We start from the raw sequence: 22,987 nt of genomic DNA, 5'->3' as shown, positions 1-22,987 counted from the left end.
GCCTCGTAGGAGGCTGCTGTCATGGCTAGGCGACCACCTGCAATAGAGCTGCGTCACCTTAACACCTTCGTGGTCGTGGCCGAGCATGGCAGCTTCCGCAAAGCCGGGGCGGCCATCGGGCTATCGCAATCAGCGGTCAGTCGATGTATTGCTGACCTTGAGGATCAAATCGGCGCCTCGCTGTTTCACCGGCACACCTGGGGGATTTCGCTGACCCATGCAGGGCAACGGTTCCTTGGGCGGGCAAGACAAATTCTCAGAAACGTCGACGACGGAGCCGAAGATATTGCTGCCATAGGGCGTTCTGAAGACGGCTTCGTGAGGATCGGAATATTCTCATCGATTGCCTCGGGGTTTCTTGCAGAACTATTGCGTGCATATCATCGCGCGCATCCGAGGGTTCAGGTTGAACTCATCGATGGCAATCATTCAGAGCATGTGGCGGCGATCCGCCAGTTTTCTCTTGACGTCGCCTTCCTTACCGGCACCCGCCTCTGGCCTGATTGCGACACCTCGTATTTTTGGTCTGAGCGCGTCTTTGCGGTTCTACCGGAAGATCATTCGTTAGCCGGGCGCGACGAGGTCGATTGGACCGACCTTGTTGACGAAACTTTCGTCGTGAACGACGTGGCCCCCGGCAAAGAAATTCACGACTACCTGGTTCAGCGCTTGGCTGGTCTGGGTCAGCACCCTGAGATCACCGTCCATTTTGTCGGACGAGAGAACCTGCTCCCACTCGTGGCTCTGGGCCGCGGATTGACGGTCGTTAGCGAGGCGATGACTGCGGCTCAGTTCCCCGGCGTGTGCTATCGGGCGATTCTCGGGGAAATCTTGCCATTTAGCGCCGTATGGTCTCCACGTAATGACAACCCGGCCTTCCGAAGGTTGCTTAGCATGGCGCGTTCTATGGCAACGTCGTGGTCTCCGGGCTCGACAGGGTTAAACGCGCAATAGCGCGCCCTCTCCTGAGCCTGTGTAAGATGCAGGGATTGGTCGGGCGGCTCAAGAAGCCGCCCGACCGGCGTTATTTGCCACGATCGGCGAGCCACTTCTTCATCATGGCGATCTCGCCTTCCTGGGCTTTGATCACGTCTTCTGCGAGCTTGCGGACCTCAGGGGCGCGACCGTACTCGAGAACGACCTTTGCCATGTCGATAGCGCCCTGATGATGGGGAACCATGCCGCGCATGAAGTCGACATCGGCATCGCCTGAATAGTCCATCAGCATGTTCTTCTGCATGCTTTCCATGACGGCCATGTAAGCCTTGGTCGAGGGTTCGTCCGCGGCGGACATGTCCATGCCCTGCATGTTCATGCCGGGCATATTGTGCCCCTGCATAGCGCCATTGTTGTCCATCTGGGTTTGAGCGAGTGCCAGGCCCACGCTGATGGCGATTGCGCCACCTATGAAAATCGGGGTTAGCCTGTTCATCGTTTCATCCTCATCAGGTTGCGACCGCAGGATAGCCGGCTTCTTCCAGAACGCGCTCGATATCGGCGACGGTTGCCGCCGTCTCGACCTTGACCGTGCGAGCGGCGGGGTCCGGCTTGACCGTAGCGTTCGGGTCGACGGACTGGATCGCCTTTGTCACCGACCTTGCGCAGCCCCCGCAGGTCATGTTTTCGATCTTGAGCAGCATGAGAAATCTCCTTTGTTCGGCTCTCATGCTGAACAAGATGGTCCTTCCAACGATGGTAAGGTCAAGGGGCACATGCTAGGATTTTTTCTATTGACCTTCCTATCGTTGGAAGCCTGATCCTCCTCCAGAATTTGATTCTTCGAATAAGAAAGGAAGAGGCGATGAATGCCCCCGTCCGCACCAATGAGATGTCTGAAGCTGTATCGCTGCCGATAGAGGGCATGACCTGCGCGTCGTGCGTTGGCCGAGTCGAACGAGCCCTGAAGGCTGTTCCCGGTGTCGAGGCCGCATCGGTCAATCTGGCTACGGAACGCGCGAATGTCACCACCAGATCATATGTTGACAAGGCAATTCTGATCGAGGCGATCGAGAAGGTTGGCTATTCGGTGCCGTCCCAGGCCGCAGGGCCGACCGGCCTCGTAGAGCTGTCGATCCAAGGCATGACATGCGCGTCGTGTGTCGGGCGGGTCGAGCGCGCCTTGAAAGCTGTTTCAGGGGTTACCGAGGCAGCGGTCAATCTGGCCACGGAACGGGCCACGGTGCGCGGCGGCGCCAACATGGCTGAGTTGATCGCCGCCATCGCAGATGCCGGCTACGAGGCCGAGGTGGTGCGTGCAAATGCCGGCCCTGACCACGAGGATGCAAATGCCGAGCAAGCGGAGAGAAAGGAAGCGGAGCGGCGCGAGCTGGCCCGTGATTTCACGATGGCTGCGGCGCTTACAGCTCCAGTCTTTCTCATGGAAATGGGATCCCATGTCATCCCAGGCGGTCATGCATTGATCGAATCGACAATCGGCATGCAGTGGAGCTGGTACATCCAGTTCGTGCTGACGACCCTCGTGCTCTTCGTTCCGGGCATTCGCTTCTATGACAAGGGACTTCCAGCCCTCTGGCGGATGGCGCCCGACATGAATTCATTGGTGGCGGTCGGTTCGCTTGCTGCCTACGGCTACTCCTTGGTTGCAACCTTCGCACCGGGCTTCCTCCCGCCTGGAACGATCAACGTTTATTTCGAAGCTGCGGCAGTCATAGTCACTCTCATCCTGCTTGGCCGCTTGCTGGAAGCCCGTGCCAAAGGGCGCACGTCCGAGGCGATCAAGCGGCTGGTCGGCCTTCAGGCAAAGACTGCGCGGGTTCGCAGGGATGGCAAGACGGTCGACCTGCCGATCGGTTCGGTGATTTCCGACGACATCGTTGAGGTTCGCCCCGGCGAACGCATTCCCGTCGATGGTGAAGTGGTCGAAGGTGACAGCTATGTCGATGAGTCGATGATCACCGGAGAACCTGTTCCGGTCTCGAAGGCGATCGGTAGCGTGGTCGTGGGCGGCACTGTCAACCAGAAGGGCGCCTTCGCTTTCCGGGCGACGGCGGTCGGCGGGGATACGGTTCTGTCGCAGATCATCCGTATGGTGGAGGAGGCACAGGGTTCCAAACTTCCCATCCAGGCGCTGGTCGACAAGGTAACCATGTGGTTTGTGCCAGCGGTCTTTGTGGTAGCGGCGTTCACTTTTGCTTCCTGGCTGTATTTCGGGCCGTCGCCCGCCCTCACCTTCGCGCTGGTCAACGCTGTCGCCGTCCTGATCATCGCCTGCCCCTGCGCCATGGGTCTGGCTACGCCGACGTCCATTATGGTCGGCACAGGCCGCGGTGCGGAGCTGGGGGTCCTCTTTCGCAAAGGCGAGGCGCTCCAGTTGCTGAAAGACGCCAGTGTGGTCGCCGTGGACAAGACGGGTACGCTAACCGAAGGAAAGCCGGCCTTGACCGATCTGGAACTTGCCGCAGGCTTCGACCGACCCGAGGTTCTGGGTACGGTGGCTGCTGTCGAGGCGAAATCGGAACATCCAATCGCGCGGGCGATCGTGGATGCGGCCGCTGCGGAAGGCGTTCGGATGCCGGCGGTGTCTGACTTTGAATCGGTAACAGGCTTCGGTGTGAAAGCTTTGGTCGAGGGTCGGCGCGTCGAAATCGGCGCTGATCGATACATGGTCGACCTCGGTCATGACGTTGCGCAGTTTAGCGAGACGGCCGAACGTCTCGGTAACGAGGGCAAGTCGCCGCTCTATGCTGCGATAGAGGGAAAGATCGCGGCGATCATCGCAGTGGCCGACCCGATCAAGGAAACCACGCCCGCCGCAATCAAGGCGTTGCACGATCTTGGGCTGAAGGTTGCGATGATCACCGGGGACAACATGCGCACCGCCAAGGCCATCGCCGCTCAACTCGGGATCGATGACGTGGCGGCGGAGGTGTTGCCGGACGGCAAGGTTGATGCGGTTCGCCGTCTCAAGGAACAATATGGCAAGGTGGCCTTCGTCGGCGACGGAATCAACGACGCCCCGGCCTTGGCGGAGGCGGATGTAGGTCTCGCCATTGGGACGGGCACGGACATAGCAATCGAAGCCGCCGACGTCGTGCTGATGTCAGGCAGCCTGCAAGGCGTGCCCAACGCGATAGCGTTGTCGAAGGCGACCATCGGCAACATTCGACAGAACCTATTCTGGGCATTCGCTTACAATACGGCGCTCATCCCTGTGGCGGCGGGCGCGCTTTTCCCCGGATTCGGTATCCTTCTCTCGCCCGTGTTCGCGGCGGGCGCGATGGCCTTGTCGAGTGTGTTCGTGCTGGGCAATGCCCTGCGGCTTCGTCGCTTTCGGGCTGCTCATTAATGAAGGGTGACGCCGCCTGCCAAGGACGGCGTCCACTACGAAGGGAAATCGCTCATGAACATTGGACAAGCATCCAGAGCATCCGGCGTTTCGGCCAAGATGATCCGCTACTACGAGCAGACCGGCTTGATACCACGGGCAGATCGTACAGGGTCCGGCTATCGGGACTACTCAGATACAGACGTGCATATGCTGCGTTTCATCCGTCGCGCACGCGACCTTGGCTTCTCCGTCGCTGAGATCAACGGACTTCTGGAACTGTGGCGGGACGAGTCGCGCCAGAGTGCGGAGGTCAAGCGGTTGGCCGAGGGTCATATCGCGGAACTTGAGAGAAAGATCCAAGCCTTGCAGGAAATGGCACAAACACTGAAGATGTTGGTCAACGCCTGCCGTGGCGACCATCGCCCTCACTGTCCAATTCTCACGCGCCTGGAGACCGATGAGGAGGACGAGGATGTGTCGATTAGGCCGCGCAAAGGCGCAGTCGCGGGCATTTCCGAATGAGTGCCGCTTTTGGGCGGCACTCGCTTGCGGGTTAATAGAACCGTTGCGTGACGCCGAGGGCGGTGTTGGTCCGTGCAATGGAAAACTCGGCATTCTGTGTCAGGCCAGACAATGCGCGAATGGCGTCGATCGTATCAGGAATAACGATCGCTTGATTGTCCACCATGTAGGCGTAGAAGAGCTCATCCCGCTCGGTGCGCAGCATGTCCTCCCATAGCGCGACTTCATATAGGTTGCCGAACGGCCCTATCGAGGTCAGCCATCAGTTCCTTGATCGTGTTGATAGCGGTGAGGCCGTCGGCCGTTCGTACTAGAGCTATCCGGGACGACGCGCGGAATGCGTCAAGGACTTCCTCCTTCTCCGCATTTCGCGTGAGCTGCACCGACCAGTAGTGCAGATGTGCAATTGTCTCCGGCACCTTCACGGCCATGGTCACGACATCCAGATCCGGGTCGACTTTCTGGGCATCTGGACCCTGATGGCTAGGTATCTCGGGCTCGGGAACGAGCGTATTCATTATGCCGCCAAGGTGGCTTTCCCAAGGGTCCGTTGCCCGTCTCAGCAAGGTGCCTTGAGCGCGCTTCAGCAGACCTGCCCGCTTCAGAGCGGTCAGCGTTCGGACGATAGACATGGTGTTGCACGACACGACGCGGGTCGCATCACGTCCGACCGCACTGGCGAAGGAGCTTTGCGCGGCAAAGGAGAAGTTGCACGCCCTTTGGAACCGACCAGCGTTTCAAGAGTTCAGTACCCATACCATGTAGGGGTATTGGCATGTGCGACAAAGACAGGAGCAGTATTCTGACCTCTCTTAACCGAATTGCCGGACAGGTCCGCGGCGTCGGTCAGATGGTGGAGGATGAGCGCTATTGCATCGAAATCCTTCATCAGCTTCATGCAGTAAAAGCCGCTCTCTCGAAGGTCGAAACTCAAGTGCTGAAGGCCCATGCGGCTTGTTGCGTTGAAGAAGCGATCATCTCGGGCAATGCGGAGGTTCAGCGACGAAAGTTTGATGAATTGGTCGACGTTTTCGCGAAGGCCAAGCTCTAGGCGTGCAAGCGATGTACGGGTTCGGAGTAAGCACGCCGGGCCATATCGCATGACAACGTCAAAGTGATTGAGCGTACCCCGGTACTATACATGCAAAAGGAGACACCGATGTCAGAAATCCATCAAGCGCATGGCGGTCACTCCGATGGTTCCCACGGCCGACCATATCTCATGTTTTGGATCAATATGATCCTGGGTCTCATCGTTATGTATGTCGTGATGTTCTCGATGATAGACGGTTGGGGTGATTTTCGCAACAACTTCAATATGTTCTACATGGCCATCACCATGTGGGCTCCAATGGGTATCTTCATGCTGGCAACAATGCCCGGCATGTTTCGCCACCGCAGCGTGAATATAGTACTCTACCTCCTTTTCGTTTTGCTAACCGCCGGTTCGTTCTGGGCCACGCGGAGTCAGGCGCTGATCGACGATCGGCAATTCGTCGACTCGATGATTCCCCACCATTCGGGAGCAATCCTGATGTGTCGGGAAGCGGACCTTCGCGATGCCGAACTGAAAACTTTGTGCGAGTCGATCACAAAGGCGCAACGCGAGGAGATTCAGCAAATGGAGCAAATTAGGCAGCGTCTATAGCTCGTACCTCGAAGATTGGAGACTTTGCCGCTCGCCCGGGTCTGCCAATGTTTGCCACCTGTTGGCCGCGCCGGATGAGATTCCCCTAAGTTGCGGTGCAGTCTCCGCCATGCGGCCTTTGGCGGCGCTCTGCTTTCCGAGTTGAGCGAAGGAAGGCCGGGGATGCTTCTCGATCGCTATTCACTTTCGGTCAAGTTTGGCTTAGCACCTCCCTCGGGCCGGGCCGAAGCCGCCACGCGGCTCTTCCCGCCGAGCTTCGATTTGCGGCTGCGCCAACCGCGATCCGAGCGTAGGAATGCTTCCAGCATATGCGGAATCAGCGTGGCAGCATCGACCTCGCCATAGAGGCGACCGTATTCGGCGGCATAGAGGTCGAGTTCTTCTTTCAGCGGCTCTGGCATTGGCACGGTTATGCGCACAATGCCGAGCTTGGGCAGCGGGCCGAGCTTGAGATTGCTCATCAGTGGGCTCCGTAAGGTTCGAGGACTAAGTCGCGGGCAACGATGACCCTGACCGGGAAGCCTGGTCGGATGGTCAGCGTGGGGGCGACCTGCAATTGGCGCTGCACGATCTGCTGCCCAGCCTGGTTCACCGTATCCTGCGCTCCGTCGCGGATGGCGCGGATCAGACGATCTTCATCGCTTGTCGCCAACTCCGCGCCGACGGCGAGAAGCGTCGAGAGGCCCGCGGCCTTCATCAGGTCCCACCAGTGGTGGTCGACGCCGTCTTCAAGACCGGCATAGCCCGATGCATCGGCGCCACGCTGGCGCTCCAGCACGATCGAGCGGCCGTTTGGAAGAATGAGACGATTCCACACCAAGAGGACGCGGCGCTGCCCGAACGTCACGCCTGCATCGTATTCGCCGATCAGGCGGCTTCCCTGCGGAATGAGGAGGAGCGCGCCGGTCGGGCTGTCATAGACGTTCTGCGTTACCTGGGCGGTGATCTGTCCGGGCAGATCCGAACGGATGCCGGTTATCAGCGCGGCCGGGATCACTGCGCCGGCCTGAAGAATATAGGGCGACGCCGGCGCCATGACGCGATCCGGCGCGACGGTGCGGCGGTCCACCTCGGCGTTGAGGAAGGCCGTGTGCCGATCCTGCGCACCGGCGCCCGTCAGCCCGGCCATGCTGGGAACCGTGGGGATCGAGGGCGAGGCCGTGGTCTGGCCCGCCCTGATCTGGAAGAATATCTCGCTGGTGCGGGCGGCTTCCATCTCGGCGAGGCGGCGCTGCTCCTCGGGGTCGGTTGCGGGAACCGGCATGGGGGTAGCCGGGATCGGCTGACCTTCCTCGCGGGCGCGCAGCACGGGTCCACCGAGATCGCCCGGCAATGGCGGGCCGAGGACCGGCACGTCACCGTAGCTGCCGGGCAACCCCTGCAATCCGTCCGCCGTCTGACGGCGATCGGTCGAAATCAGCTCCTCGGGATTGCCGCCGCGTTCGACGACCTGAAGCGCGTAGATCAACGCTCCGCCGATGCCAATGCCGGCGACCAGGCCAGCGCCCATCAGAACTTTGCGCGAAATGCGCGTAACGCGCGGCGCGTCGGCGCGCAGGCGCATAGACCCTGCCGTTTGCCCTGCCGCTCCGGCCGGTTCAATCCCTTCCTCCTTCCGGTCATCATTCCCGCTCATGACGGCGCTCCCACGATCTTGGTGGTTCGGCCGGAAGCGGCCGCGGCGGTTTGTCCGGGCTGGACGCGCACGATGCGGACGGTCTCTTGCTGCTTGCCCGAGCCAAGACGCAGCTCGGCCGCGCCGAACAGCCGATCGACGATGAGCACGTTCTGGTGGATGCGGCTGTTGACGATCTCCGGTTCGCCGCCCGAACCGATGACGAACAGCGGCGGCATCTCGCCCTGGACGATGCCGCGCGGGAACACCACGTAAACGCGGCGGCCGTCGTCGAAGACGGTAATCGGGCGCCAGGGCGGATTGCCGCCGGTGAGACCGTAGCGATAATTGCGGGCGGATTCGGCCGGTATGATCGGCGTGGCCGGCGCGGTGACGCGCTGGCTCGCCGGAGGCGCGGGATAGGCCCAGGCGACTGCCGGCATCCACGTCTCTTCGTTCGCGCGCAGCTCGACGAGGTAGGTGCGGCGATCGGTGGTGATAACGAGGTTGGTCGAAATGCCGGCGCGGGTCGGCTTGACGAGCACATGGACGCGGCGCGTCGTGCCGGAGCCGCTTTCGGTGTCGCCGATAATCCACCTTGTCGTATCGCCCGCCGCGATCGGACCGGCGCCGGTCAGGCTTTCGCCGGGTTCGAGCGCAATGGTCGTGATCTGGCCGACGGCGGCATAGACCTGAAACAGCGCGCCTTCCGACCAGGGATAGATCTGGATCGCGTTATAGTAGCCCTCCCGGCGCGGCTCGACGCGAGCTGCCGCATTGGCGTTAGCAACACGGCCCTCCGGGGTGGTGGCAGCCGTGCCGCCGCGCGCGACGGTCCAGCCTGGCGGCGTGTGTAGCGGCCGGGGCGTGCTGTCGGTCACGGCCGTCCGGACGACTGGAAGCGCCGGCACGTCGGCATCGTAACTGAACTGCGGCGTGCGGTTGGTGGCGCAGCCGGCGAGCATCGTGGTGGCCAGCAAAGCCGCCGAGGCGGATTTACGGAAAGCCGTGAGTCCGGTTTTGTGGGGATTGCGGATCATTGGCTCATCTCCCGCGACCATGAGATCGCGTTCACATAAATTCCGAGGGGATTGGCGCGCAGGCGCTCCGCGGTGCGCGGCTGCTGAAGGAAAATGGTGAGGATCGCGGTCCAGCGTTCGGTGCGGGAGAGCTGACCATTCTCATAGTGCTGTTCGGTCCAAGCCACGCGGAACGAGTCCGGCGATGCCCGGATCACGCTGGAGACCTCGACCGAAACCTGCTCTTTGCCGACACGGGTGAAAGGATCATTTGACCGCGCGTATTCGTTGAGCGCCACGGCGCCCCGGTCCGTGGTGAACTCGTAGGCGCGCAGCCACGCCTGCCGCAGAACAATCGGATCGGAGGGCAGCCCCCGGACCTGTTCGATGAATCTGGCCAAGTGCCAGGCCACTTGCGGGTCGGTCGGGCGATAGTCGGCGACGGCGGGCTCGACAGCGCGGGACTCGCCATGGCGGTCGATCTCGACCACCCAGGGGACGACGGTGCCGCGCGCAGATTGCCAGACCAGCGCCGAGGCGAATCCGGCGGAGAGGAAAAGGCAGCCGAAGGCCATGAAGCGCCAGTTGCGCGCCTGCACGCGGGCGGACCCTATGCGCTCGTCCCAGACCTGGGCGGCCTTCTGATAGGGCGTGACGGGTTCCGGCGTCTTGCCGAAATGGGTGGTGGGTCGTTTGAACAGATTCATGTGCGGTCGCTTTCGGAAAGGCTGATAGAGGAGCCGCCGCCGTGGCTGTCACCGGAGCGGACTGCATGGGCGGCGGCCGTGACGCCGTGGCTGAGGGCCTGGCTGCGGCGCATGCGCTGCGCCCAGGCGGGCGGGCCGTCGGCAGCGGGTGCGCTTGCCGGGGCCGGTGAGGCTCCCCCGCCGACCGTTCCCATGGTGGAAGTGCCGCCGGTCGTCTCGAAGCCGCCCTTGACGCCTCCGGTGTGGCTGGACTTGAGGCTGTCGGCCGCGCGGGAGACGGCGCGCTTCAGCGGCGAGACCGCGGCGGCGCCACCGGCGCGAGCAACACCGCCGAGACCGGCCGCGACGCCCGACGCACCGGATTCGCCCATGGAAGCGAGCGTGTATGCGGTCAAGGCCGCGCCAGCGGTCGATGCGCCGCCGCGAGCCAGGGCGGCTCCGCTGGATAGCGCGGCCGCGCCACCGCGCGCGGCCAGCATGGTCGCGCCTCCAGCTGCGATCGCCGCGCCGCCGACGGCGAGGCCGGTGCCGACGGCAGCGCCGGCACCAAGCTGCGGGCCGCCGGAGACGAGGCCGGCCGCAATGCCGGGGCCAAAGATACCGAGTCCGAGAAGGGAGAGAGCGGCAAGAACGACGGCCATTGCGTCGTCGATCGTCGGGGTTGCGCCGCCGAAGCCGGTTGTGAACTGGCCGAACAAGGTCGAGCCGATGCCGATGATGACCGCGAGGACCAGCACCTTGATGCCGGACGAGACGACGTTGCCAAGAACGCGCTCGGCCATGAAGGCGGACTTGCCCCAGAGCCCGAATGGAATGAGGACGAAGCCGGCCAGCGTGGTCAGCTTGAATTCAATCAAAGTGACAAACAATTGGATCGCCAGAATGAAGAAGGCGAGAATCACAAGCGCCCAGGCGAAGAACAGGCACAGGATCTGCACGAGGTTCTCGAAGACCGCGATCCACCCCATGAGGTCGGAAATGGATTCAAGCAGCGGGCGGCCGGCATCGAGGCCGGTCTGCGCGACGCGGCCGGGGCGCAGGAGATCGGCGGTCGAGAAGCCGGTGCCGGAGGCCATCAGGCCGAGGCCAGCAAACGACTCGAAGACGATGCGGGCGAGATTGTTCCAGTTGGAGATGATGTAGGCGAAGACGCCGACAAACAGCGTCTTCTTCACCAGACGGGCGATGATATCGTCGTCGGCGCCCCACGCCCAGAACAGGGCGGCGAGCGTCACGTCGATGACGATCAAGGTGGTGGCAATGAAGGCTACTTCACCGCCGAGCAGGCCAAAGCCCGAATCGATGTAGCTGGTGAAGATGCCGAGAAAGTTGTCAATGACGCCGGTGCCGCCCATGGCTCACCGCCCCTCGCTTTCGGCCGGAGCTTCCGGCGCGGGTGAGCGGCCAAGGAAACGGTCGCGGGTCTCGGCCCAGACGCGTAGGCACGTGGCGTCATTGGCGGCGGCCTCGCCCATCTCCTGGCAACGCCGCTGCTCCAGCCGCAGCGGATCGGCCGCTGGCTGGAGTCCCGGAGCGGCCGGCGCTGGCCCGGCCTTTTCCTCGCGGGTCATTTCGATGATCGCCGCCGTGATGGCGACGGCGACGAATATGATGGCCGCGATCCGGGCCAGCACCTTGCCGTCCATGATGTCCCCCTTTCGGCCCGTCAGTTGTTGAACATGCGCGCGTTGCCGGGCTGATACCCGGAGCCGGGCGTCAGGAACCGCTCGCGCTGGATGCGGCCCTGCTCGGCGGCCGTGGTGCGCTCGGCTTCCGAGAGAGCGTCCGCCCGGCCGTTGGCCGAGATCACTGCAATGAGGTCGGAGAGCTGCTGGCTTTGCAGGGCGAGGAGCTGGTTGCCGGCCTGGGTCGCCTGAAGTGCGCCGGTTGCGCCTTGGCTCTCGCCGACCAGGGCTGACATCTCGGCGCGGTTCGTGTCGATATTGCCGACGACGCCGGCCTGGACACGCATCGCGTCCTGCAAACCGCCCACGGTATTTTCCCATCGGCCGCGCGCGTCCGCGATGAGCTGCTGGTCAGTGGCGTTGAGGGAGAGATTGCCGTAGTCCTGCTGGAACATGCTGTCGATCGACTGCACGTCGAAGGCGATGTTCTGCGCCTGGGCGAGAAGCTGCTGGGTGCGCTGCACGTTCTGCTGGAGCGCCTGGAGCGAGCTGTAGGGCAGGCTCGCGAGGTTCTTCGCCTGGTTGATGAGCATCTGCGCTTCGTTCTGAAGCGAGGTGATCTGGTTGTTGATCTGCTCAAGGGTGCGCGCCGCCGTCAAAAGATTCTCGGCGTGGTTGGTCGGGTCGTAAACGATCCGGCCGAAGCCAAAGAGGGCGTGGGCCGGCGTGGTGAAGGCCGGCGAAAGCGCCAGCGGCGCGGCGAGCGTGAGTGCAAGCAGGGAAGCGCCGGCGAAACGGGGGAAGCGGTGTCGGGTCATGGCATGATCTCCTGTGGGTCGAGTTCAAGGGCATCGGTGAGGTCGAGGACCGGCGCCTGTGGCGCGGGCGCCTGCCGGTCAGGCGCGACAGCGATGTTGGTGAGGTTGGGAATGAGGTCGGCCGCCCATTCGACGCCGCGCGCCGTCAGCCAAGCGGCGAGGAAGCCGCCGCGGCCATGTTCGGCCAGGATGTCGGCGATCAATGCCTGGTCGGACTTGGAGGACGCCGCGCAGAGCGCGAGGCCGACTTCGGACAGACCCAGCTCGAACAGCCGGTTTCCCCGCCGGCTCTGGCAGTAGTAGTCCCGCTTTGGGATGGCGCGGGCGAGGATCTCGATCTGCCGGTCGTTCAGGCCGAAGCGCCTGTAGATCGCGGTGATCTGCGGTTCGACGGCGCGATCGTTGGGCAGGAGCAGCCGGGTCGGGCAGCTTTCGATGATTGCAGGCGCGATCGTGCTCTTTTCGAGCTGGGCGAGCGACTGCGTGGCGAAAACGACGGATGCGTTCTTTTTCCTGAGCGTGACCAGCCATTCGGCCAGTTGCTTGGAAAAAGCCGGATCACCGAGCGCCAGCCAGCCCTCGTCGATGACGATCATCGTCGGGCGTCCGTCGAGGCGGTCGGCGATCCGGTGGAACAGGTAGGCGAGGACGGCGGGAGCCGCGCCGGTGTCGAGAAGCCCTTCGGTCTCGAAGGCCACGACGGAAGCATCGCCGAGGTTTTCGGACTCGGCGTCGAGCAGCCGTCCATAGGGACCGCCGACGCAATAGGGCTGGATGGCGAGCTTGAGGTCGTTGGACTGGAGCAGCACCGACAGGCCGGTGATCGTGCGCTCCTCGATCGGGGCCGAAGCGAGCGAGGACAGCGCCGTCCAGATATGCTCCTTGGCTTCAGGGGTGATCGTGACGCCTTCGCGCTGGAGGATCGCCACGATCCAGTCCGCCGCCCAAGCGCGGTCCTGCGTCTGCTCGATGCGGGAGAGCGGCTGGAGCGAGACCGAAGTATCCGCGCTTTCGGTCAGCCGGCCGCCGAGGTCGTGCCAATCGCCACCCATGGCCAAAGTGGCGGCCCTGATGGAGCCGCCGAAATCGAAGGCGAAGATCTGCGATCCCGCATAGCGGCGGAATTGCAGCGCCATGAGCGCCAGCAGCACGCTCTTGCCGGCGCCGGTCGGGCCGACCATGAGCGTGTGGCCGACATCGCCGACATGAAGGGAGAGCCGGAAAGGGGTCGATCCTTCGGTCCTGCCATAGAGCAGCGGGGGTGCGCCAAAGTGATCGTCCCTTTCCGGCCCCGCCCACACGGCGGACGAAGGGACCGTGTGGGCAAGGTTGAGCGTCGAGATCGGAGGCTGACGCACATTGGCGTAAGCATGGCCGGGCAGCGAGCCGAGCCAGGCGTCGACGGCGTTGACCGTCTCGACCATGACGCTGAAATCGCGGGACTGGACGACCTTCTCGACCAGCCGCAGCTTCTCGTCGGCGCGGCGGGCGTCCTCGTCCCAGACCGTGACGGTCGCGGTGACATAGGCGATGCCGGCCACGTCCGCGCCGAGTTCCTGCAAGGCCATGTCGGCATCGAGCGCCTTGTTTGCGGCATCGGTGTCGACGAGCGCCGATTGCTCGTTCGTCATCACCTCTTTCAGAATGGCGGCGATGCTCTTTCTCTTCGCAAACCACTGGCGCCGGATTTTCGTGAGCAGCCTGGTCGCGTCCGTCTTGTCCATCAGGATCGCGCGCGTGGACCAGCGATATTGAAAGGCGAGCCGGTTGAGATCGTCGAGCAGGCCGGGTGTCGTGACGCTCGGGAATCCGGTGATGGTAAGGACGCGCAGATGCGCGGAGCCAAGGCGCGGTTCGAGCCCGCCGGTCAGCGCCTCGTCGGCGAGTAGCGCATCCAGATAGATCGGCGTCTCCGGCACGCGGACGCGGTGCCGTTTGGTCGAGACGGTCGAATGGAGATAGGTCAGCGTTTCGCCATCGGTCAGCCACCGGCACTCCGGCATGAACCCGTCAAGGAGGGCGAGCACGCGGTCGGTTCGGTCGACGAAGCCGCGCACCAACTCCCAGGGGTTGACGCCCGAGGTCTCGCGGCCCTCATAGAGCCAGCTTTCGGCGCGGGCGGCGTCCTCGGCCGGCGGCAGCCATAGGAAGGTCAGGTAGTAGTCCGAGACGAAATGGCTGCCCTCCTCCTCGAAGTCGGCCTTGCGCTCGGCATCGACCAGCGCGGAGGCCGCGTCGGGAAAGACGTCATTCGGATAGGTCGCGGCCTCGGACCGCTGTGCCTCAACGAAGATCGCCCAGCCGGAGCCGAGGCGGCGGAAGGAATTGTTGAGGCGCGCGGCGACGCCGACCAGCTCGGCCGCGACCGCGGAGTCGAGATCCGGCCCGCGAAACTTCGCGCTGCGTTGGAAGCTGCCATCCTTGTTCAGCACGACGCCCTGGCCGACCAGCGCCACCCAGGGGAGGTAGTCGGCAAGGCGCGAAGCGGTGCGGCGATATTCTGCGAGGTTCATCATGGTGCGCGCCTCACACCGAAAGATGGCTAGGCACGCGCAGATGCCGACGCGCGACCTCGACGAAGAGGGGATCGCGCTTCGCCGCCCAGACGGCTGCGAGATGTCCGACCGCCCAGATCAGGATGCCGGCGAGCCAGAGTTGGAGACCGAGCCCCACGGCCCCGGCCACGGTGCCGTTGAGGATCGCCACGGAACGCGGCGCACCACCCAGCAGGATGGGTTCGCTGAGAGCGCGGTGAACCGGGGCGGTGAACCCCGGCACGGCGTCGAGCTGTTCGAGGAACGCCGCCATCAGATCACCGCCCCGCCGCCGAACGAGAAGAACGACAGGAAGAAGGAGCTGGCGGCGAAGGCGATCGAAATGCCGAAGACGATCTGGATGAGGCGTCGGAAGCCGCCGCCGGTATCACCGAAGGCCAGCGTCAGGCCGGTGACAATGATGATGATGACGGCCACGATTTTCGCCACAGGCCCCTCGATGGATTCGAGGATCGACTGAAGCGGGGCCTCCCAGGGCATGGAGGAGCCCGAGGCCAGTGCCGGCGAGGTCAGGAGCGCGACCCAGGTGAAGGCGGCGGCGGTTGCGATATGGCGGCGGACGCGGAAGGCACGACGGATCATGCGGGGTCTCCTGTTTGGTCGGTGGGGATGGGGTCTGGAAAGGCGGGCGCGAGCCGGTAATCGCCGTCCGCGCCGAGGCCCTCGACGCGCGCAAGCTCGGCAAGCCGGCGCGCGGAGCCGCGGCCGGAGAGGACGGCAACGAGGTCGATGGTTTCGGCGATCATCGCGCGCGGGACCGTGACAACGGCCTCCTGGATGAGCTGCTCGAGACGGCGTAGCGCGCCGATGGCCGAGCCGGCATGAATCGTTCCGACGCCGCCGGGGTGGCCGGTTCCCCATGCTTTCAGGAGGTCGAGCGCCTCGGCGCCGCGGACCTCTCCGATCGGGATGCGGTCGGGACGCAGGCGCAGCGAGGAGCGCACGAGATCCGAGAGTGTCGCCACGCCGTCCTTGGTGCGCATTGCGACGAGGTTCGGCGCCGCGCATTGCAGCTCGCGCGTGTCCTCGATGATGACCACGCGGTCCTGCGTCTTGGCGACTTCCGCCAGCAGCGCATTGGTGAGCGTGGTCTTGCCGGTGGAGGTGCCACCCGCCACCAAGATATTGGCGCGGGAGGCGACGGCCTCGCGCAGCGCCGCGGCCTGGGCGTCGGCCATGATCCCGGCGGCGACGTAATCGTCGAGGGTGAATACCGCGACCGCCGGCTTGCGGATGGCGAAGGTCGGCGACGTCACAACGGGAGGAAGGAGGCCCTCGAACCGTTCGCCGCTCTCCGGCAACTCCGCCGAGACGCGCGGCGCGCGGGCGTGGACTTCGGCCCCGACATGATGGGCGACAAGACGAACGATGCGCTCGCCGTCCTCTGCGGTCAGCCGCTCGCCGGTGTCTTCCAGTCCTCCGGCGAGGCGATCGACCCAGATGCGCCCGTCGGGGTTCAGCATCACCTCGACGATGGAGGGATCGCGCAACAGGTCCGAGATGGCAGGCCCGAGCGCGGTGCGGAGCATGCGCGCGCCGCGTTCCATCGTTGCCTGTTTGCGATTTTGGCCAGCCATCTCGTCCCCGTTTCCGGGGAGGAGGGCGAAGGCGGTCCCCGGATGGGGATGACTAAAAGAACGGCAAAACGGGCCGATTCAACAAGTTTCGGTCGTAGTAGTAGTGCAGCGTGCAAATACAGGAGAACGGCGGTGGTGCCTTCCTGCTCGAAGCCTGCGGGCGGTCACTCCTGCTCATCAGGCGAATCGCCCGAGGTAGTAATGCCGACTGTTTCCCTTGATGGGAGCCGGCAGAAGCTCGCCCTCTGCGCATCAGAGGCCGGAAGTTTTCCGCGCGTTTTGTCGGATTCGGATTGGATCGTTCGTCGTTACGGTGAAGACAGCGCAACCGGCCCGCCACAACAGAGGAAAACGCGATGACAATTACGATTACGGCCTTTGATGAAAGCTCGCCGGATCGCGGCCAGGGGCTGGCGAGGGACATCCGCGTGCGCTGGGCGCTGGAGGAAGTGGACCAGCCTTACGAGGTGCGGCTCGCTCCGTGGAGCACATTCAGGGAGCCCGCGCATTTGGCGCGCAATCCGTTTGGGCAGATACCGACTTATGAGGAAGGTGATCTCACGCTGTTCGAGTCCGGCGCGATCGTGCTTCATATCGCAGAGCGCTTTCCGGGCCTGCTGCCGGCGGATGCGAATGCGCGGGCGCGTGCGATCATGTGGATGTTTGCAGCACTCGCGACGGTAGAGCCGCCGATCGTCGATCGCGATGTTGTCGAGAACTTCGAGCAAGGCAAGAGCTGGCAGGGCGAGCGCTTCGACGTGGTCGATGAGCGCATTCGCGAACGGTTAGATCAACTTTCCGCGCGCCTGGACGACAGCGAATGGCTCGACGGCGATTTCAGCGCTGGCGACCTTCTGATGGTGCATGTGCTGCAAAGGTTGCAGGGGTCGGAAATATTGGAGGAATTTCCGAACCTCTCCGCCTATGTCGCCCGTGCAGAAGCGCGGCCGGCGTACAAGCGCGCTTTTGCCGCTCAGTTGGCGGTGTTCACCGGCGCGGCGCGATGAAAGTTCCAAGCGTTCTTCGCGTCCTGCCTTTTACGGCCCTTGCCTTAGCCAGCATTTGGGCCGCCAATCGGGCGCCTGATGGTCGCCGTCCCCCGCAAATGGACTTCACGGTTACGCCCGAGGCAATCGCCAATGCCCTGACCAAGGTGCCGCACATAGCCTCTATGGCTCTGCTGTTCGTTCTCGCCGTACTCGCAACCGGCTACTCGCGCGTTTGGCTTGCTGCCGTGCTGACTTTTCTTGTGGGCGTGAGCTGGGAGCTGGGAGCTGGGAGCTGGGAGCTGGGAGCTGGGAGCTGGGAGCTGGGAGCTGGGAGCTGGTTCAGACCACAGTAATCGGCCACAATCCCCGTGTTGTTGACATCTTCCCCAACCTTGTTGGCATTGCCGTTGCCTGGATCATCGTAGACGTGTCGGTTTTCCTCTGGCGCACAGCTCGTTCGCGCTTGTAGCGCAAATCCCGAAGCCCGCGACCCATTCTGTCGATGGGCCTTGAGCCTATCGGTTTGTAGTCCAGTCCTCGATCCGCAATCCGGCTATTCGCGAAAACTCGCCGGTATTGTTGGTGACGAGGGTGTGGCCCCGCGCCTTGGCCTGACCGGCGATCAACGTATCGTATGGGCCGATCGGCGTTCCGCGTCGTTTCAGCTCGGCCCGGATCTCGCCCGCCACTCGGGCATCCTCCCGATCGAAGTCGAGGATGGCGAGATCGGTGAAGAGGAGCCGAAGGGTCTCCAGATTGTAGGCGACCCTCTCGCTGCGATAGGCGCCAAAGTAGAGTTCGTGCGCGACCACGGACGAAACCGCGAGCGAACCCGGCTCGCTGGCCTCGACCCGTTGCAGCAACGGTTCGGAGCGTCGCGCGACCAGCGAGATCACTGCATTGGTGTCGAGCAGGCGGAAGGTCACTGGAACGCCTGATCGAGTTCGGGCCGGTCCTGTTCTTCCGGCTGGTCGCGTCCTTCGGCCATGAAGTCGGCGCTGAAGCCGCGCTCGACGGCGGCGTGCAGCGAGGCCCACCGTCGGGTCTTATCCGGCCTGGGGCGTAGAATCACGGCGTCGCCTTCTCGCGACACCTCGACCTCTTCGACGTCGAAGCGGAAATCCTTCGGGAGCCGGACGGCCTGCGAGTTGCCGGACTGGAAAATCTTGGCGATATGGGGCATGGCGGCCTCCTGTATATACGTCGAAGTATATACGCGCACGGCACAGATTCCGCAAGCTCGGTCAGTCATCGGATTCCTCCTTGCGTGACGGAATGTCATCGGGGATCTCGCTGAGAAAGCTGCTTCCCTGCTGGAGCCGCATGGCGAGGGTCTGTACAAAGCCCTCGAAACGCTCCTTGCCCTTGACCTGGGCGGTCGCGTGAGCCTCTGAGGGAAGCGGCGGCGTGACAGTCAGCCAGTGGCGGACGAACAGCGCCAGCGTATCGGCGGTGAGACGCATGTCGCGTTCCAGCCGCGCCGTCTGGCGCGACAAGCGGTCGAGCCGGCGGGTAAAGGCAGCCTCCCGCATGTCCTGGGCGTCGGGTGACAGGAAGGAAGCGATGGCCGCTTCCGCGACGGCCGAGCGCGACAGCTTGCGGCGGTCGGCGAGGTCGTTGAGCTTGGCGAGCAGGTCGGACGGAAGGGTCAGGCAAAGGCGTTCGCGCATGGTCGATCCTCACATATCAATACCGTCGTTCGGGTCCATGGACGCTTGCCGGGCGAGACCGCGCATCTGGCGGCGCATGACCTGACGCTGCCGGGCGCTGTCTTCCTGATCGTCGCCGAGCAGGTGCTTGAACTCGTCTTCTGGCGTCGGCTCCTTCTTCTCGCGGACGATCTCGACATGTTCGGGCAGTTCGGGTTCACGGCGCAGGCTCGAATTGGCCGTGTCCTCCTTCCCCTTCTCGGCCCGTTCGGCGGCCGCGACCAGATCGGCGTCGGGCTTGAGCGGCTTGAGGTCCGACCAGCCATCGGGCCGCACCGATTTGGCGATCTTCGCCGGATCGGGCGGCGGCAGGATGCGTTCGGTCAGGCGGGGGTCGAGGAAATAGCGGGCCTTCTTCGCCCGGATCGGTGGGGTGCCTGCCACCATGACGATCTCGTCGTCCGGGGGGAGCTGCATGATCTCGCCGGGGGTGAGGAGCTGGCGGGCGGTCTCGGAGCGCGACACCATGATGTGTCCCAGCCACGGCGCCAGGCGGCTCCCGGCATAGTTCTGCATCGCTTTCATCTCGGTCGCCGTGCCAAGGGCGTCGGACACGCGCTTGGCGGTCCTCTCGTCGTTGGTGGCGAAGCTGACCCTGACATGGCAATTGTCGAGTACGCTATTGTGCTGGCCATAGGCTTTCTCGATCTGATTGAGGCTTTGGGCGATGAGGAACGATTTGATCCCGTAGCCCGCGAGAAACGCCAGTGAGGACTCGAAGAAATCGAGCCGGCCAAGCGCCGGAAACTCGTCGAGCAGCAGCAGCACGCGATGGCGGCGGTCCTTGGCGTGGAGATCCTCCGTGAGCCGGCGGCCGATCTGGTTGAGGACCAGGCGGATCAAAGGCTTTGTCCGCGAGGTGTCCGACGGCGGCACCACGAGGTAGAGCGTCGAGGGTTGCGGGTCGGCGATCAGGTCGGCGATGCGCCAGTCGCAGCGGCTCGTCACGGCCGCGACGACGGGATCGCGATATAAGCCCAAGAAGGACATGGCGGTGGACAGCACGCCCGAACGCTCATTGTCGCTTTTGTTGAGCAGCTCGCGCGCCGACGACGCCACGACAGGGTGCGGTCCGGCCTCTCCTAGATGCCGCGTGGCCATCATGGCGTCCAGCGTGGCCTCGATCGTGCGGCGTGGATCGGAGAGGAACGCGGCAACGCCCGCCAGGGTTTTGTCCGGCTCGGCATAGAGCACATGCAGGATCGCGCCGACCAGCAGCGAGTGGCTGGTCTTTTCCCAATGCGACCTTTTCTCAAGGCTTCCCTCCGGATCGACCAGCACGTCCGAGATATTCTGGACGTCGCGCACCTCCCATTCGCCGCGCCGGACCTCGAGCAAGGGGTTGTAGGCGGCAGAGGCGACGTTGGTCGGATCGAAGAGAAGAACGCGGCCGTGCTTCGCCCTGAAGCCGGCGGTGAGCTGCCAGTTCTCCCCCTTGATGTCGTGGACGATGCAGCTCCCCGGCCAGGTCAGCAAACTCGGCACCACGAGCCCGACGCCTTTGCCCGACCGCGTCGGCGCGAAGCAGAGCACATGCTCCGGCCCGTCGTGCCGCAGGTAGTCGCGCTCGTATCGGCCGAGCACCACACCGTCCTGGCCGAGCAGGCCGGCGCCCTCGATCTCGGACCGCTCGGCCCATCGTGCCGAGCCGTAGGTGTCGATGTCGGACGCCTCGCGGGCGCGCATCACCGACATGGTGATGGCGACGGCGATGGACAGGAAGCCGCCCGAAGCCGCGATGATGCCGCCCTCGGCGAAGATGCGCGGGGCATAGGCTTCATAGAAATACCACCACCAGAACAGCGCGGGCGGATAATAGACAGGCCAGCCGGCGACCTCGAACCACGCCGGCCCGAGCTGGGGCTGGAAGCCGAGCCGGAAGGCGACCCATTGCGTGCCGCCCCAGACGGAGGCGAGAACGATGAGGAAGACGATGCTGATCTGGCCCCAGAGGATTTTCGTGCCGGACATGGGAGGTTCCTTTCGTCAGAGACCGAGGTCACGCTTGCGACCGAGCGACCAGTCGATGCCGCCCCCGCCGCGCGCGACGCCGGAGATGTGCTGGCCGAGCTTGTGTTCGATCTCGCGGGACCAGGGGACGAGCTGGAAGCCGCGCCCGCCATCGGGGGCGAAGCCCTCGATCACGGCGAAGCGGCCGGAGGAAAGCGCGAGCTGGCGGCGATAGGTGCCGGCGACATATTCGCCGGCCTGCGCCTTCACATGCGCAAGTCCGGTTTCGGCGGAGAGCTGCTCGCCCACGGCGTCGAGTTCGCGGCGGCGGAGCGTCGCCAGCAGATTGCGTTGCAGGACGATCCGCTGGCCCTCCCGCCGGGCGAGGCCCTCGTCGGCCAGATGCTCGGCCCGCGCGTCCATCGCCTCGCTCACCTCGCGGCCGAAGCCGCTGGCGCCGAGCGGCATGGGCTCACGTTCGACGAGCCGGTGATCGAGCCAGGTCGCGCCGGGCGCGGTGATCTGGCTCTGGAGATCGAGGTCGGATCGGTTGGCGAGGACGATGGTGGGCCGGGGATCGTCCGGACCGCCGAAGCGGCGGACCTCGACGATGCCGCCGATCGGCGGCGCGTGCTCGAACGCCTCGATGCCGCGCAGCCGGACATGATGGGCGCGGCCGTCGGTGCCGTCGATCACGGCATAGGCTTCGCCGGTCAGCTCGTCATGGAGGCCCTTGTCGACCAGCCGGCCGATGACAGGCGGGCCGTCCTTGGTGGCGTCGATCGTGAAGTCGGCAACGCCGCGTTCCTCGCCCAGCCCCGCGAACGCGCGGTGCATGATCTTGATGATGTCGCCGCGCGAACCGAGATCGCGCAGCGTTCGCTCCGCTCCTGGCTCGACGAACCATTCGTTGACACCGGCATCGGCGGCGAGGCCGAGCTTTTCGAGATGGCGCAGGCGGGCGACCAGCAGCCGGCGGATCTCGGGATCGTCCGGCCCCTTCGCCTCGGGCCGCAGGTCGATATAGCCCAGCTCGTTGGCCTGGCGTGCGATCTCGCGATCGAGCCGCGTCCAGCGTTCGGCATCGACTTCGCGCGTGAGGCTGGAGCGGATCTCGTGTTCCGGTTTGGGGCCGAGTTCGGCATCGACCAGTTCCTCGGCGCGTCCGCGCAAGCCGTGGCTGATATAGTCGCGCGAGATGACGAGATCGGCGCCGATCTCGTCAACGCCGCGCACCAGCAGATGCACATGCGGATTGTCGGTGTTCCAGTGATCGACGGCGACCCAATCGAGGCGGGTGCCAAGGTCGGCTTCCATCTGCTTGGCGAGATCGCGGGTGAAGGCGCGCAGATCTTCCATGTCGCCGGCGTCTTCGGGTGAGATGATAAAGCGGAAATGGTGCCGGTCGTCCTGGCAGCGATCGGCGAAGGCGAGATCGTCGGCGCAGTCGGTCTCGGCGTCGAACATGATGCCCTTCTCGCCGTCGCGGCTGACGCCCTCGCGCTTCAGATAGGAGAGGTGCGCGGAGATCGGCGCCGAGCGGAAAGTGCAGCCCTGGTGGCGCGCGATGCGCACCTGGGCGACGACACGGCGATGCGAGCCGAGCAGGTGGTTACGCGATACGACATTGCGGCCGCGGCCGAAGGTCGAGCGGCCCGAGCCGCCGCCCCTGCGCCCCGATCCAGATGCCGAGCCGCTGGCGGACGCATTGCTCGCCTGCTTGGCGGCGCGCAGCACCTGGTTGATGAAGGTCTTGATGCGCGGCGCGCGGGTCGAGCGCGGCTTGCCGGGGCGGATGCGAAACTCGTTGTCGTCGCCGCTCATGCGCGCCTCCTGAGAGGCACGGCGCAGCCGCCCATACGAAGTGACTTTGATTTTGCTGGCAAAATCGCCCATGCGTATGCACGACCGACCGCCATATGCGCAAAACACCAAGCCATTCCAATGGCTTGACGGTGGTTTGCG

Annotated in this window: 27 protein-coding genes; 7 read left to right on the top strand and 20 right to left on the bottom strand. The window is 64.2% G+C overall.

Annotated features, from left to right (window positions below; genetic code table 11):
• Positions 1 to 21: 21 nt before the first annotated feature.
• Positions 22 to 954 (top strand): LysR family transcriptional regulator, encoded by a 933-nt coding sequence (locus ABWW28_RS21070; protein WP_353391978.1) that lies wholly within the window; start codon positions 22 to 24, stop codon positions 952 to 954.
• 70 nt (positions 955 to 1,024) lie between these two features.
• Here the strand turns inward: ABWW28_RS21070 and copM are convergent, their stop codons facing one another.
• Together copM and ABWW28_RS21060 are read right to left on the bottom strand one after the other, a co-directional pair.
• Complete coding sequence (copM, locus tag ABWW28_RS21065) at positions 1,025 to 1,339, bottom strand: CopM family metallochaperone (RefSeq protein WP_425598298.1); 315 nt, start codon at positions 1,337 to 1,339, stop codon at positions 1,025 to 1,027.
• A 106-nt stretch (positions 1,340 to 1,445) separates the two neighbouring features.
• Complete coding sequence (locus ABWW28_RS21060; protein ID WP_077546174.1) at positions 1,446 to 1,640, bottom strand: heavy-metal-associated domain-containing protein; 195 nt, start codon at positions 1,638 to 1,640, stop codon at positions 1,446 to 1,448.
• Between the two features lie 161 nt (positions 1,641 to 1,801).
• Between ABWW28_RS21060 and ABWW28_RS21055 the strand changes: the two genes are divergently transcribed.
• Positions 1,802 to 4,306 carry a heavy metal translocating P-type ATPase gene (locus tag ABWW28_RS21055; protein ID WP_151683183.1) on the top strand — a complete coding sequence of 835 codons (2,505 nt, stop codon included), beginning with the start codon at positions 1,802 to 1,804 and terminating at the stop codon, positions 4,304 to 4,306.
• Positions 4,307 to 4,360: 54 nt separating this feature from the next.
• Positions 4,361 to 4,810 (top strand): Cu(I)-responsive transcriptional regulator, encoded by a 450-nt coding sequence (gene cueR, locus ABWW28_RS21050; RefSeq protein ID WP_112585213.1) that lies wholly within the window; start codon positions 4,361 to 4,363, stop codon positions 4,808 to 4,810.
• 31 nt (positions 4,811 to 4,841) lie between these two features.
• Here cueR and ABWW28_RS21045 read toward each other — a convergent pair whose 3' ends face one another.
• Both ABWW28_RS21045 and ABWW28_RS21040 read right to left on the bottom strand, forming a co-directional pair.
• The gene (locus ABWW28_RS21045) at positions 4,842 to 5,015 is read right to left on the bottom strand and encodes a hypothetical protein (RefSeq protein WP_245423425.1); all 174 of its coding nucleotides are present in this window, start codon (positions 5,013 to 5,015) and stop codon (positions 4,842 to 4,844) included.
• A gap of 19 nt (positions 5,016 to 5,034) precedes the next feature.
• Positions 5,035 to 5,442, bottom strand: a complete 408-nt coding sequence (locus tag ABWW28_RS21040) for a hypothetical protein (RefSeq protein ID WP_247880742.1) — start codon at positions 5,440 to 5,442, stop codon at positions 5,035 to 5,037.
• Positions 5,443 to 5,585: 143 nt separating this feature from the next.
• On the opposite strand from ABWW28_RS21040, the gene ABWW28_RS21035 reads away from it, so the two are divergent.
• Positions 5,586 to 5,861: a metal-sensitive transcriptional regulator gene (locus tag ABWW28_RS21035; protein ID WP_097136800.1), complete on the top strand. Its 276-nt coding sequence runs from the start codon at positions 5,586 to 5,588 to the stop codon at positions 5,859 to 5,861.
• A 108-nt stretch (positions 5,862 to 5,969) separates the two neighbouring features.
• Positions 5,970 to 6,458: a DUF305 domain-containing protein gene (locus ABWW28_RS21030; RefSeq protein ID WP_097136803.1), complete on the top strand. Its 489-nt coding sequence runs from the start codon at positions 5,970 to 5,972 to the stop codon at positions 6,456 to 6,458.
• 176 nt (positions 6,459 to 6,634) lie between these two features.
• Here ABWW28_RS21030 and ABWW28_RS21025 read toward each other — a convergent pair whose 3' ends face one another.
• The 11 genes from ABWW28_RS21025 to trbB are packed head-to-tail and all read right to left on the bottom strand — an operon-like array spanning position 6,635 to position 16,374.
• Positions 6,635 to 6,919: a DUF2274 domain-containing protein gene (locus ABWW28_RS21025; RefSeq protein WP_097136805.1), complete on the bottom strand. Its 285-nt coding sequence runs from the start codon at positions 6,917 to 6,919 to the stop codon at positions 6,635 to 6,637.
• A complete protein-coding gene (locus tag ABWW28_RS21020; protein ID WP_502904590.1) occupies positions 6,919 to 8,094 on the bottom strand; it encodes a TraB/TrbI/VirB10 family type IV secretion system protein in 1,176 nt (391 codons plus the stop codon). The genes ABWW28_RS21025 and ABWW28_RS21020 overlap by 1 nt, the downstream gene beginning before the upstream one ends.
• Positions 8,091 to 9,113 carry a P-type conjugative transfer protein TrbG gene (gene trbG, locus ABWW28_RS21015; protein WP_353391974.1) on the bottom strand — a complete coding sequence of 341 codons (1,023 nt, stop codon included), beginning with the start codon at positions 9,111 to 9,113 and terminating at the stop codon, positions 8,091 to 8,093. The genes ABWW28_RS21020 and trbG overlap by 4 nt, the downstream gene beginning before the upstream one ends.
• Positions 9,110 to 9,799: a conjugal transfer protein TrbF gene (trbF, locus tag ABWW28_RS21010; RefSeq protein ID WP_112585209.1), complete on the bottom strand. Its 690-nt coding sequence runs from the start codon at positions 9,797 to 9,799 to the stop codon at positions 9,110 to 9,112. The genes trbG and trbF overlap by 4 nt, the downstream gene beginning before the upstream one ends.
• Positions 9,796 to 11,154: a P-type conjugative transfer protein TrbL gene (trbL, locus tag ABWW28_RS21005; RefSeq protein ID WP_353391972.1), complete on the bottom strand. Its 1,359-nt coding sequence runs from the start codon at positions 11,152 to 11,154 to the stop codon at positions 9,796 to 9,798. The genes trbF and trbL overlap by 4 nt, the downstream gene beginning before the upstream one ends.
• Positions 11,155 to 11,157: 3 nt before the next feature.
• Positions 11,158 to 11,445 carry a putative entry exclusion protein TrbK-alt gene (gene trbK-alt, locus ABWW28_RS21000; protein WP_313015557.1) on the bottom strand — a complete coding sequence of 96 codons (288 nt, stop codon included), beginning with the start codon at positions 11,443 to 11,445 and terminating at the stop codon, positions 11,158 to 11,160.
• A 20-nt stretch (positions 11,446 to 11,465) separates the two neighbouring features.
• A complete protein-coding gene (gene trbJ / locus ABWW28_RS20995) occupies positions 11,466 to 12,242 on the bottom strand; it encodes a P-type conjugative transfer protein TrbJ (protein ID WP_112585205.1) in 777 nt (258 codons plus the stop codon).
• Positions 12,239 to 14,758: a conjugal transfer protein TrbE gene (gene trbE / locus ABWW28_RS20990; protein ID WP_353391970.1), complete on the bottom strand. Its 2,520-nt coding sequence runs from the start codon at positions 14,756 to 14,758 to the stop codon at positions 12,239 to 12,241. Before trbE ends, trbJ begins: the two co-directional genes overlap by 4 nt.
• Before the next feature lie 10 nt (positions 14,759 to 14,768).
• Positions 14,769 to 15,050, bottom strand: a complete 282-nt coding sequence (locus ABWW28_RS20985; protein ID WP_123195413.1) for a VirB3 family type IV secretion system protein — start codon at positions 15,048 to 15,050, stop codon at positions 14,769 to 14,771.
• Positions 15,050 to 15,379: a TrbC/VirB2 family type IV secretion system protein gene (locus ABWW28_RS20980; protein ID WP_009452106.1), complete on the bottom strand. Its 330-nt coding sequence runs from the start codon at positions 15,377 to 15,379 to the stop codon at positions 15,050 to 15,052. Before ABWW28_RS20980 ends, ABWW28_RS20985 begins: the two co-directional genes overlap by 1 nt.
• Complete coding sequence (gene trbB / locus ABWW28_RS20975) at positions 15,376 to 16,374, bottom strand: P-type conjugative transfer ATPase TrbB (protein ID WP_353391967.1); 999 nt, start codon at positions 16,372 to 16,374, stop codon at positions 15,376 to 15,378. The genes ABWW28_RS20980 and trbB overlap by 4 nt, the downstream gene beginning before the upstream one ends.
• Before the next feature lie 356 nt (positions 16,375 to 16,730).
• Between trbB and ABWW28_RS20970 the strand changes: the two genes are divergently transcribed.
• Entirely contained in the window at positions 16,731 to 17,381 is a 651-nt protein-coding gene (locus tag ABWW28_RS20970; protein ID WP_353391965.1) for a glutathione S-transferase family protein, read from the top strand.
• Entirely contained in the window at positions 17,378 to 17,716 is a 339-nt protein-coding gene (locus ABWW28_RS20965; protein ID WP_353391963.1) for a hypothetical protein, read from the top strand. The genes ABWW28_RS20970 and ABWW28_RS20965 overlap by 4 nt, the downstream gene beginning before the upstream one ends.
• 162 nt (positions 17,717 to 17,878) lie before the next feature.
• Here ABWW28_RS20965 and ABWW28_RS20960 read toward each other — a convergent pair whose 3' ends face one another.
• The 5 genes from ABWW28_RS20960 to ABWW28_RS20940 all read right to left on the bottom strand — a co-directional run bounded on the left by ABWW28_RS20960 (position 17,879) and on the right by ABWW28_RS20940 (position 22,846).
• On the bottom strand, positions 17,879 to 18,289 hold the full coding sequence (locus ABWW28_RS20960) for a type II toxin-antitoxin system VapC family toxin (protein WP_353391961.1): 411 nt from the start codon (positions 18,287 to 18,289) through the stop codon (positions 17,879 to 17,881).
• Positions 18,286 to 18,546 (bottom strand): antitoxin, encoded by a 261-nt coding sequence (locus ABWW28_RS20955; RefSeq protein ID WP_097136826.1) that lies wholly within the window; start codon positions 18,544 to 18,546, stop codon positions 18,286 to 18,288. Before ABWW28_RS20955 ends, ABWW28_RS20960 begins: the two co-directional genes overlap by 4 nt.
• A gap of 61 nt (positions 18,547 to 18,607) precedes the next feature.
• On the bottom strand, positions 18,608 to 19,033 hold the full coding sequence (locus ABWW28_RS20950; protein ID WP_097136828.1) for a ribbon-helix-helix domain-containing protein: 426 nt from the start codon (positions 19,031 to 19,033) through the stop codon (positions 18,608 to 18,610).
• A 9-nt stretch (positions 19,034 to 19,042) separates the two neighbouring features.
• The gene (locus ABWW28_RS20945; protein ID WP_353391958.1) at positions 19,043 to 21,043 is read right to left on the bottom strand and encodes a conjugal transfer protein TraG; all 2,001 of its coding nucleotides are present in this window, start codon (positions 21,041 to 21,043) and stop codon (positions 19,043 to 19,045) included.
• Positions 21,044 to 21,058: 15 nt separating this feature from the next.
• On the bottom strand, positions 21,059 to 22,846 hold the full coding sequence (locus ABWW28_RS20940) for a relaxase/mobilization nuclease domain-containing protein (RefSeq protein ID WP_353391957.1): 1,788 nt from the start codon (positions 22,844 to 22,846) through the stop codon (positions 21,059 to 21,061).
• Positions 22,847 to 22,987: the final 141 nt, after the last annotated feature.

The sequence above is a fragment of the Brucella sp. NBRC 14130 genome (genome assembly GCF_040371715.1).
Taxonomy (GTDB): domain Bacteria; phylum Pseudomonadota; class Alphaproteobacteria; order Rhizobiales; family Rhizobiaceae; genus Brucella; species Brucella intermedia.
This window is presented reverse-complemented; position numbering and strand designations above follow the sequence as displayed.

What these genes read in the sequence shown, in the direction of transcription:
- ABWW28_RS21070 (WP_353391978.1), top strand. Translation starts at nt 22, where the DNA reads ATGGCTAGGCGACCACCTGCAATAGAGCTGCGTCACCTTAACACCTTC.
- copM (WP_425598298.1), bottom strand. Translation starts at nt 1,339, where the DNA reads ATGCAGGGGCACAATATGCCCGGCATGAACATGCAGGGCATGGACATG.
- ABWW28_RS21060 (WP_077546174.1), bottom strand. Translation starts at nt 1,640, where the DNA reads ATGCTGCTCAAGATCGAAAACATGACCTGCGGGGGCTGCGCAAGGTCG.
- ABWW28_RS21055 (WP_151683183.1), top strand. Translation starts at nt 1,802, where the DNA reads ATGAATGCCCCCGTCCGCACCAATGAGATGTCTGAAGCTGTATCGCTG.
- cueR (WP_112585213.1), top strand. Translation starts at nt 4,361, where the DNA reads ATGAACATTGGACAAGCATCCAGAGCATCCGGCGTTTCGGCCAAGATG.
- ABWW28_RS21045 (WP_245423425.1), bottom strand. Translation starts at nt 5,015, where the DNA reads ATGCTGCGCACCGAGCGGGATGAGCTCTTCTACGCCTACATGGTGGAC.
- ABWW28_RS21040 (WP_247880742.1), bottom strand. Translation starts at nt 5,442, where the DNA reads ATGTCTATCGTCCGAACGCTGACCGCTCTGAAGCGGGCAGGTCTGCTG.
- ABWW28_RS21035 (WP_097136800.1), top strand. Translation starts at nt 5,586, where the DNA reads ATGTGCGACAAAGACAGGAGCAGTATTCTGACCTCTCTTAACCGAATT.
- ABWW28_RS21030 (WP_097136803.1), top strand. Translation starts at nt 5,970, where the DNA reads ATGTCAGAAATCCATCAAGCGCATGGCGGTCACTCCGATGGTTCCCAC.
- ABWW28_RS21025 (WP_097136805.1), bottom strand. Translation starts at nt 6,919, where the DNA reads ATGAGCAATCTCAAGCTCGGCCCGCTGCCCAAGCTCGGCATTGTGCGC.
- ABWW28_RS21020 (WP_502904590.1), bottom strand. Translation starts at nt 8,094, where the DNA reads ATGAGCGGGAATGATGACCGGAAGGAGGAAGGGATTGAACCGGCCGGA.
- trbG (WP_353391974.1), bottom strand. Translation starts at nt 9,113, where the DNA reads ATGATCCGCAATCCCCACAAAACCGGACTCACGGCTTTCCGTAAATCC.
- trbF (WP_112585209.1), bottom strand. Translation starts at nt 9,799, where the DNA reads ATGAATCTGTTCAAACGACCCACCACCCATTTCGGCAAGACGCCGGAA.
- trbL (WP_353391972.1), bottom strand. Translation starts at nt 11,154, where the DNA reads ATGGGCGGCACCGGCGTCATTGACAACTTTCTCGGCATCTTCACCAGC.
- trbK-alt (WP_313015557.1), bottom strand. Translation starts at nt 11,445, where the DNA reads ATGGACGGCAAGGTGCTGGCCCGGATCGCGGCCATCATATTCGTCGCC.
- trbJ (WP_112585205.1), bottom strand. Translation starts at nt 12,242, where the DNA reads ATGACCCGACACCGCTTCCCCCGTTTCGCCGGCGCTTCCCTGCTTGCA.
- trbE (WP_353391970.1), bottom strand. Translation starts at nt 14,758, where the DNA reads ATGATGAACCTCGCAGAATATCGCCGCACCGCTTCGCGCCTTGCCGAC.
- ABWW28_RS20985 (WP_123195413.1), bottom strand. Translation starts at nt 15,050, where the DNA reads ATGGCGGCGTTCCTCGAACAGCTCGACGCCGTGCCGGGGTTCACCGCC.
- ABWW28_RS20980 (WP_009452106.1), bottom strand. Translation starts at nt 15,379, where the DNA reads ATGATCCGTCGTGCCTTCCGCGTCCGCCGCCATATCGCAACCGCCGCC.
- trbB (WP_353391967.1), bottom strand. Translation starts at nt 16,374, where the DNA reads ATGGCTGGCCAAAATCGCAAACAGGCAACGATGGAACGCGGCGCGCGC.
- ABWW28_RS20970 (WP_353391965.1), top strand. Translation starts at nt 16,731, where the DNA reads ATGACAATTACGATTACGGCCTTTGATGAAAGCTCGCCGGATCGCGGC.
- ABWW28_RS20965 (WP_353391963.1), top strand. Translation starts at nt 17,378, where the DNA reads ATGAAAGTTCCAAGCGTTCTTCGCGTCCTGCCTTTTACGGCCCTTGCC.
- ABWW28_RS20955 (WP_097136826.1), bottom strand. Translation starts at nt 18,546, where the DNA reads ATGCCCCATATCGCCAAGATTTTCCAGTCCGGCAACTCGCAGGCCGTC.
- ABWW28_RS20950 (WP_097136828.1), bottom strand. Translation starts at nt 19,033, where the DNA reads ATGCGCGAACGCCTTTGCCTGACCCTTCCGTCCGACCTGCTCGCCAAG.
- ABWW28_RS20945 (WP_353391958.1), bottom strand. Translation starts at nt 21,043, where the DNA reads ATGTCCGGCACGAAAATCCTCTGGGGCCAGATCAGCATCGTCTTCCTC.
- ABWW28_RS20940 (WP_353391957.1), bottom strand. Translation starts at nt 22,846, where the DNA reads ATGAGCGGCGACGACAACGAGTTTCGCATCCGCCCCGGCAAGCCGCGC.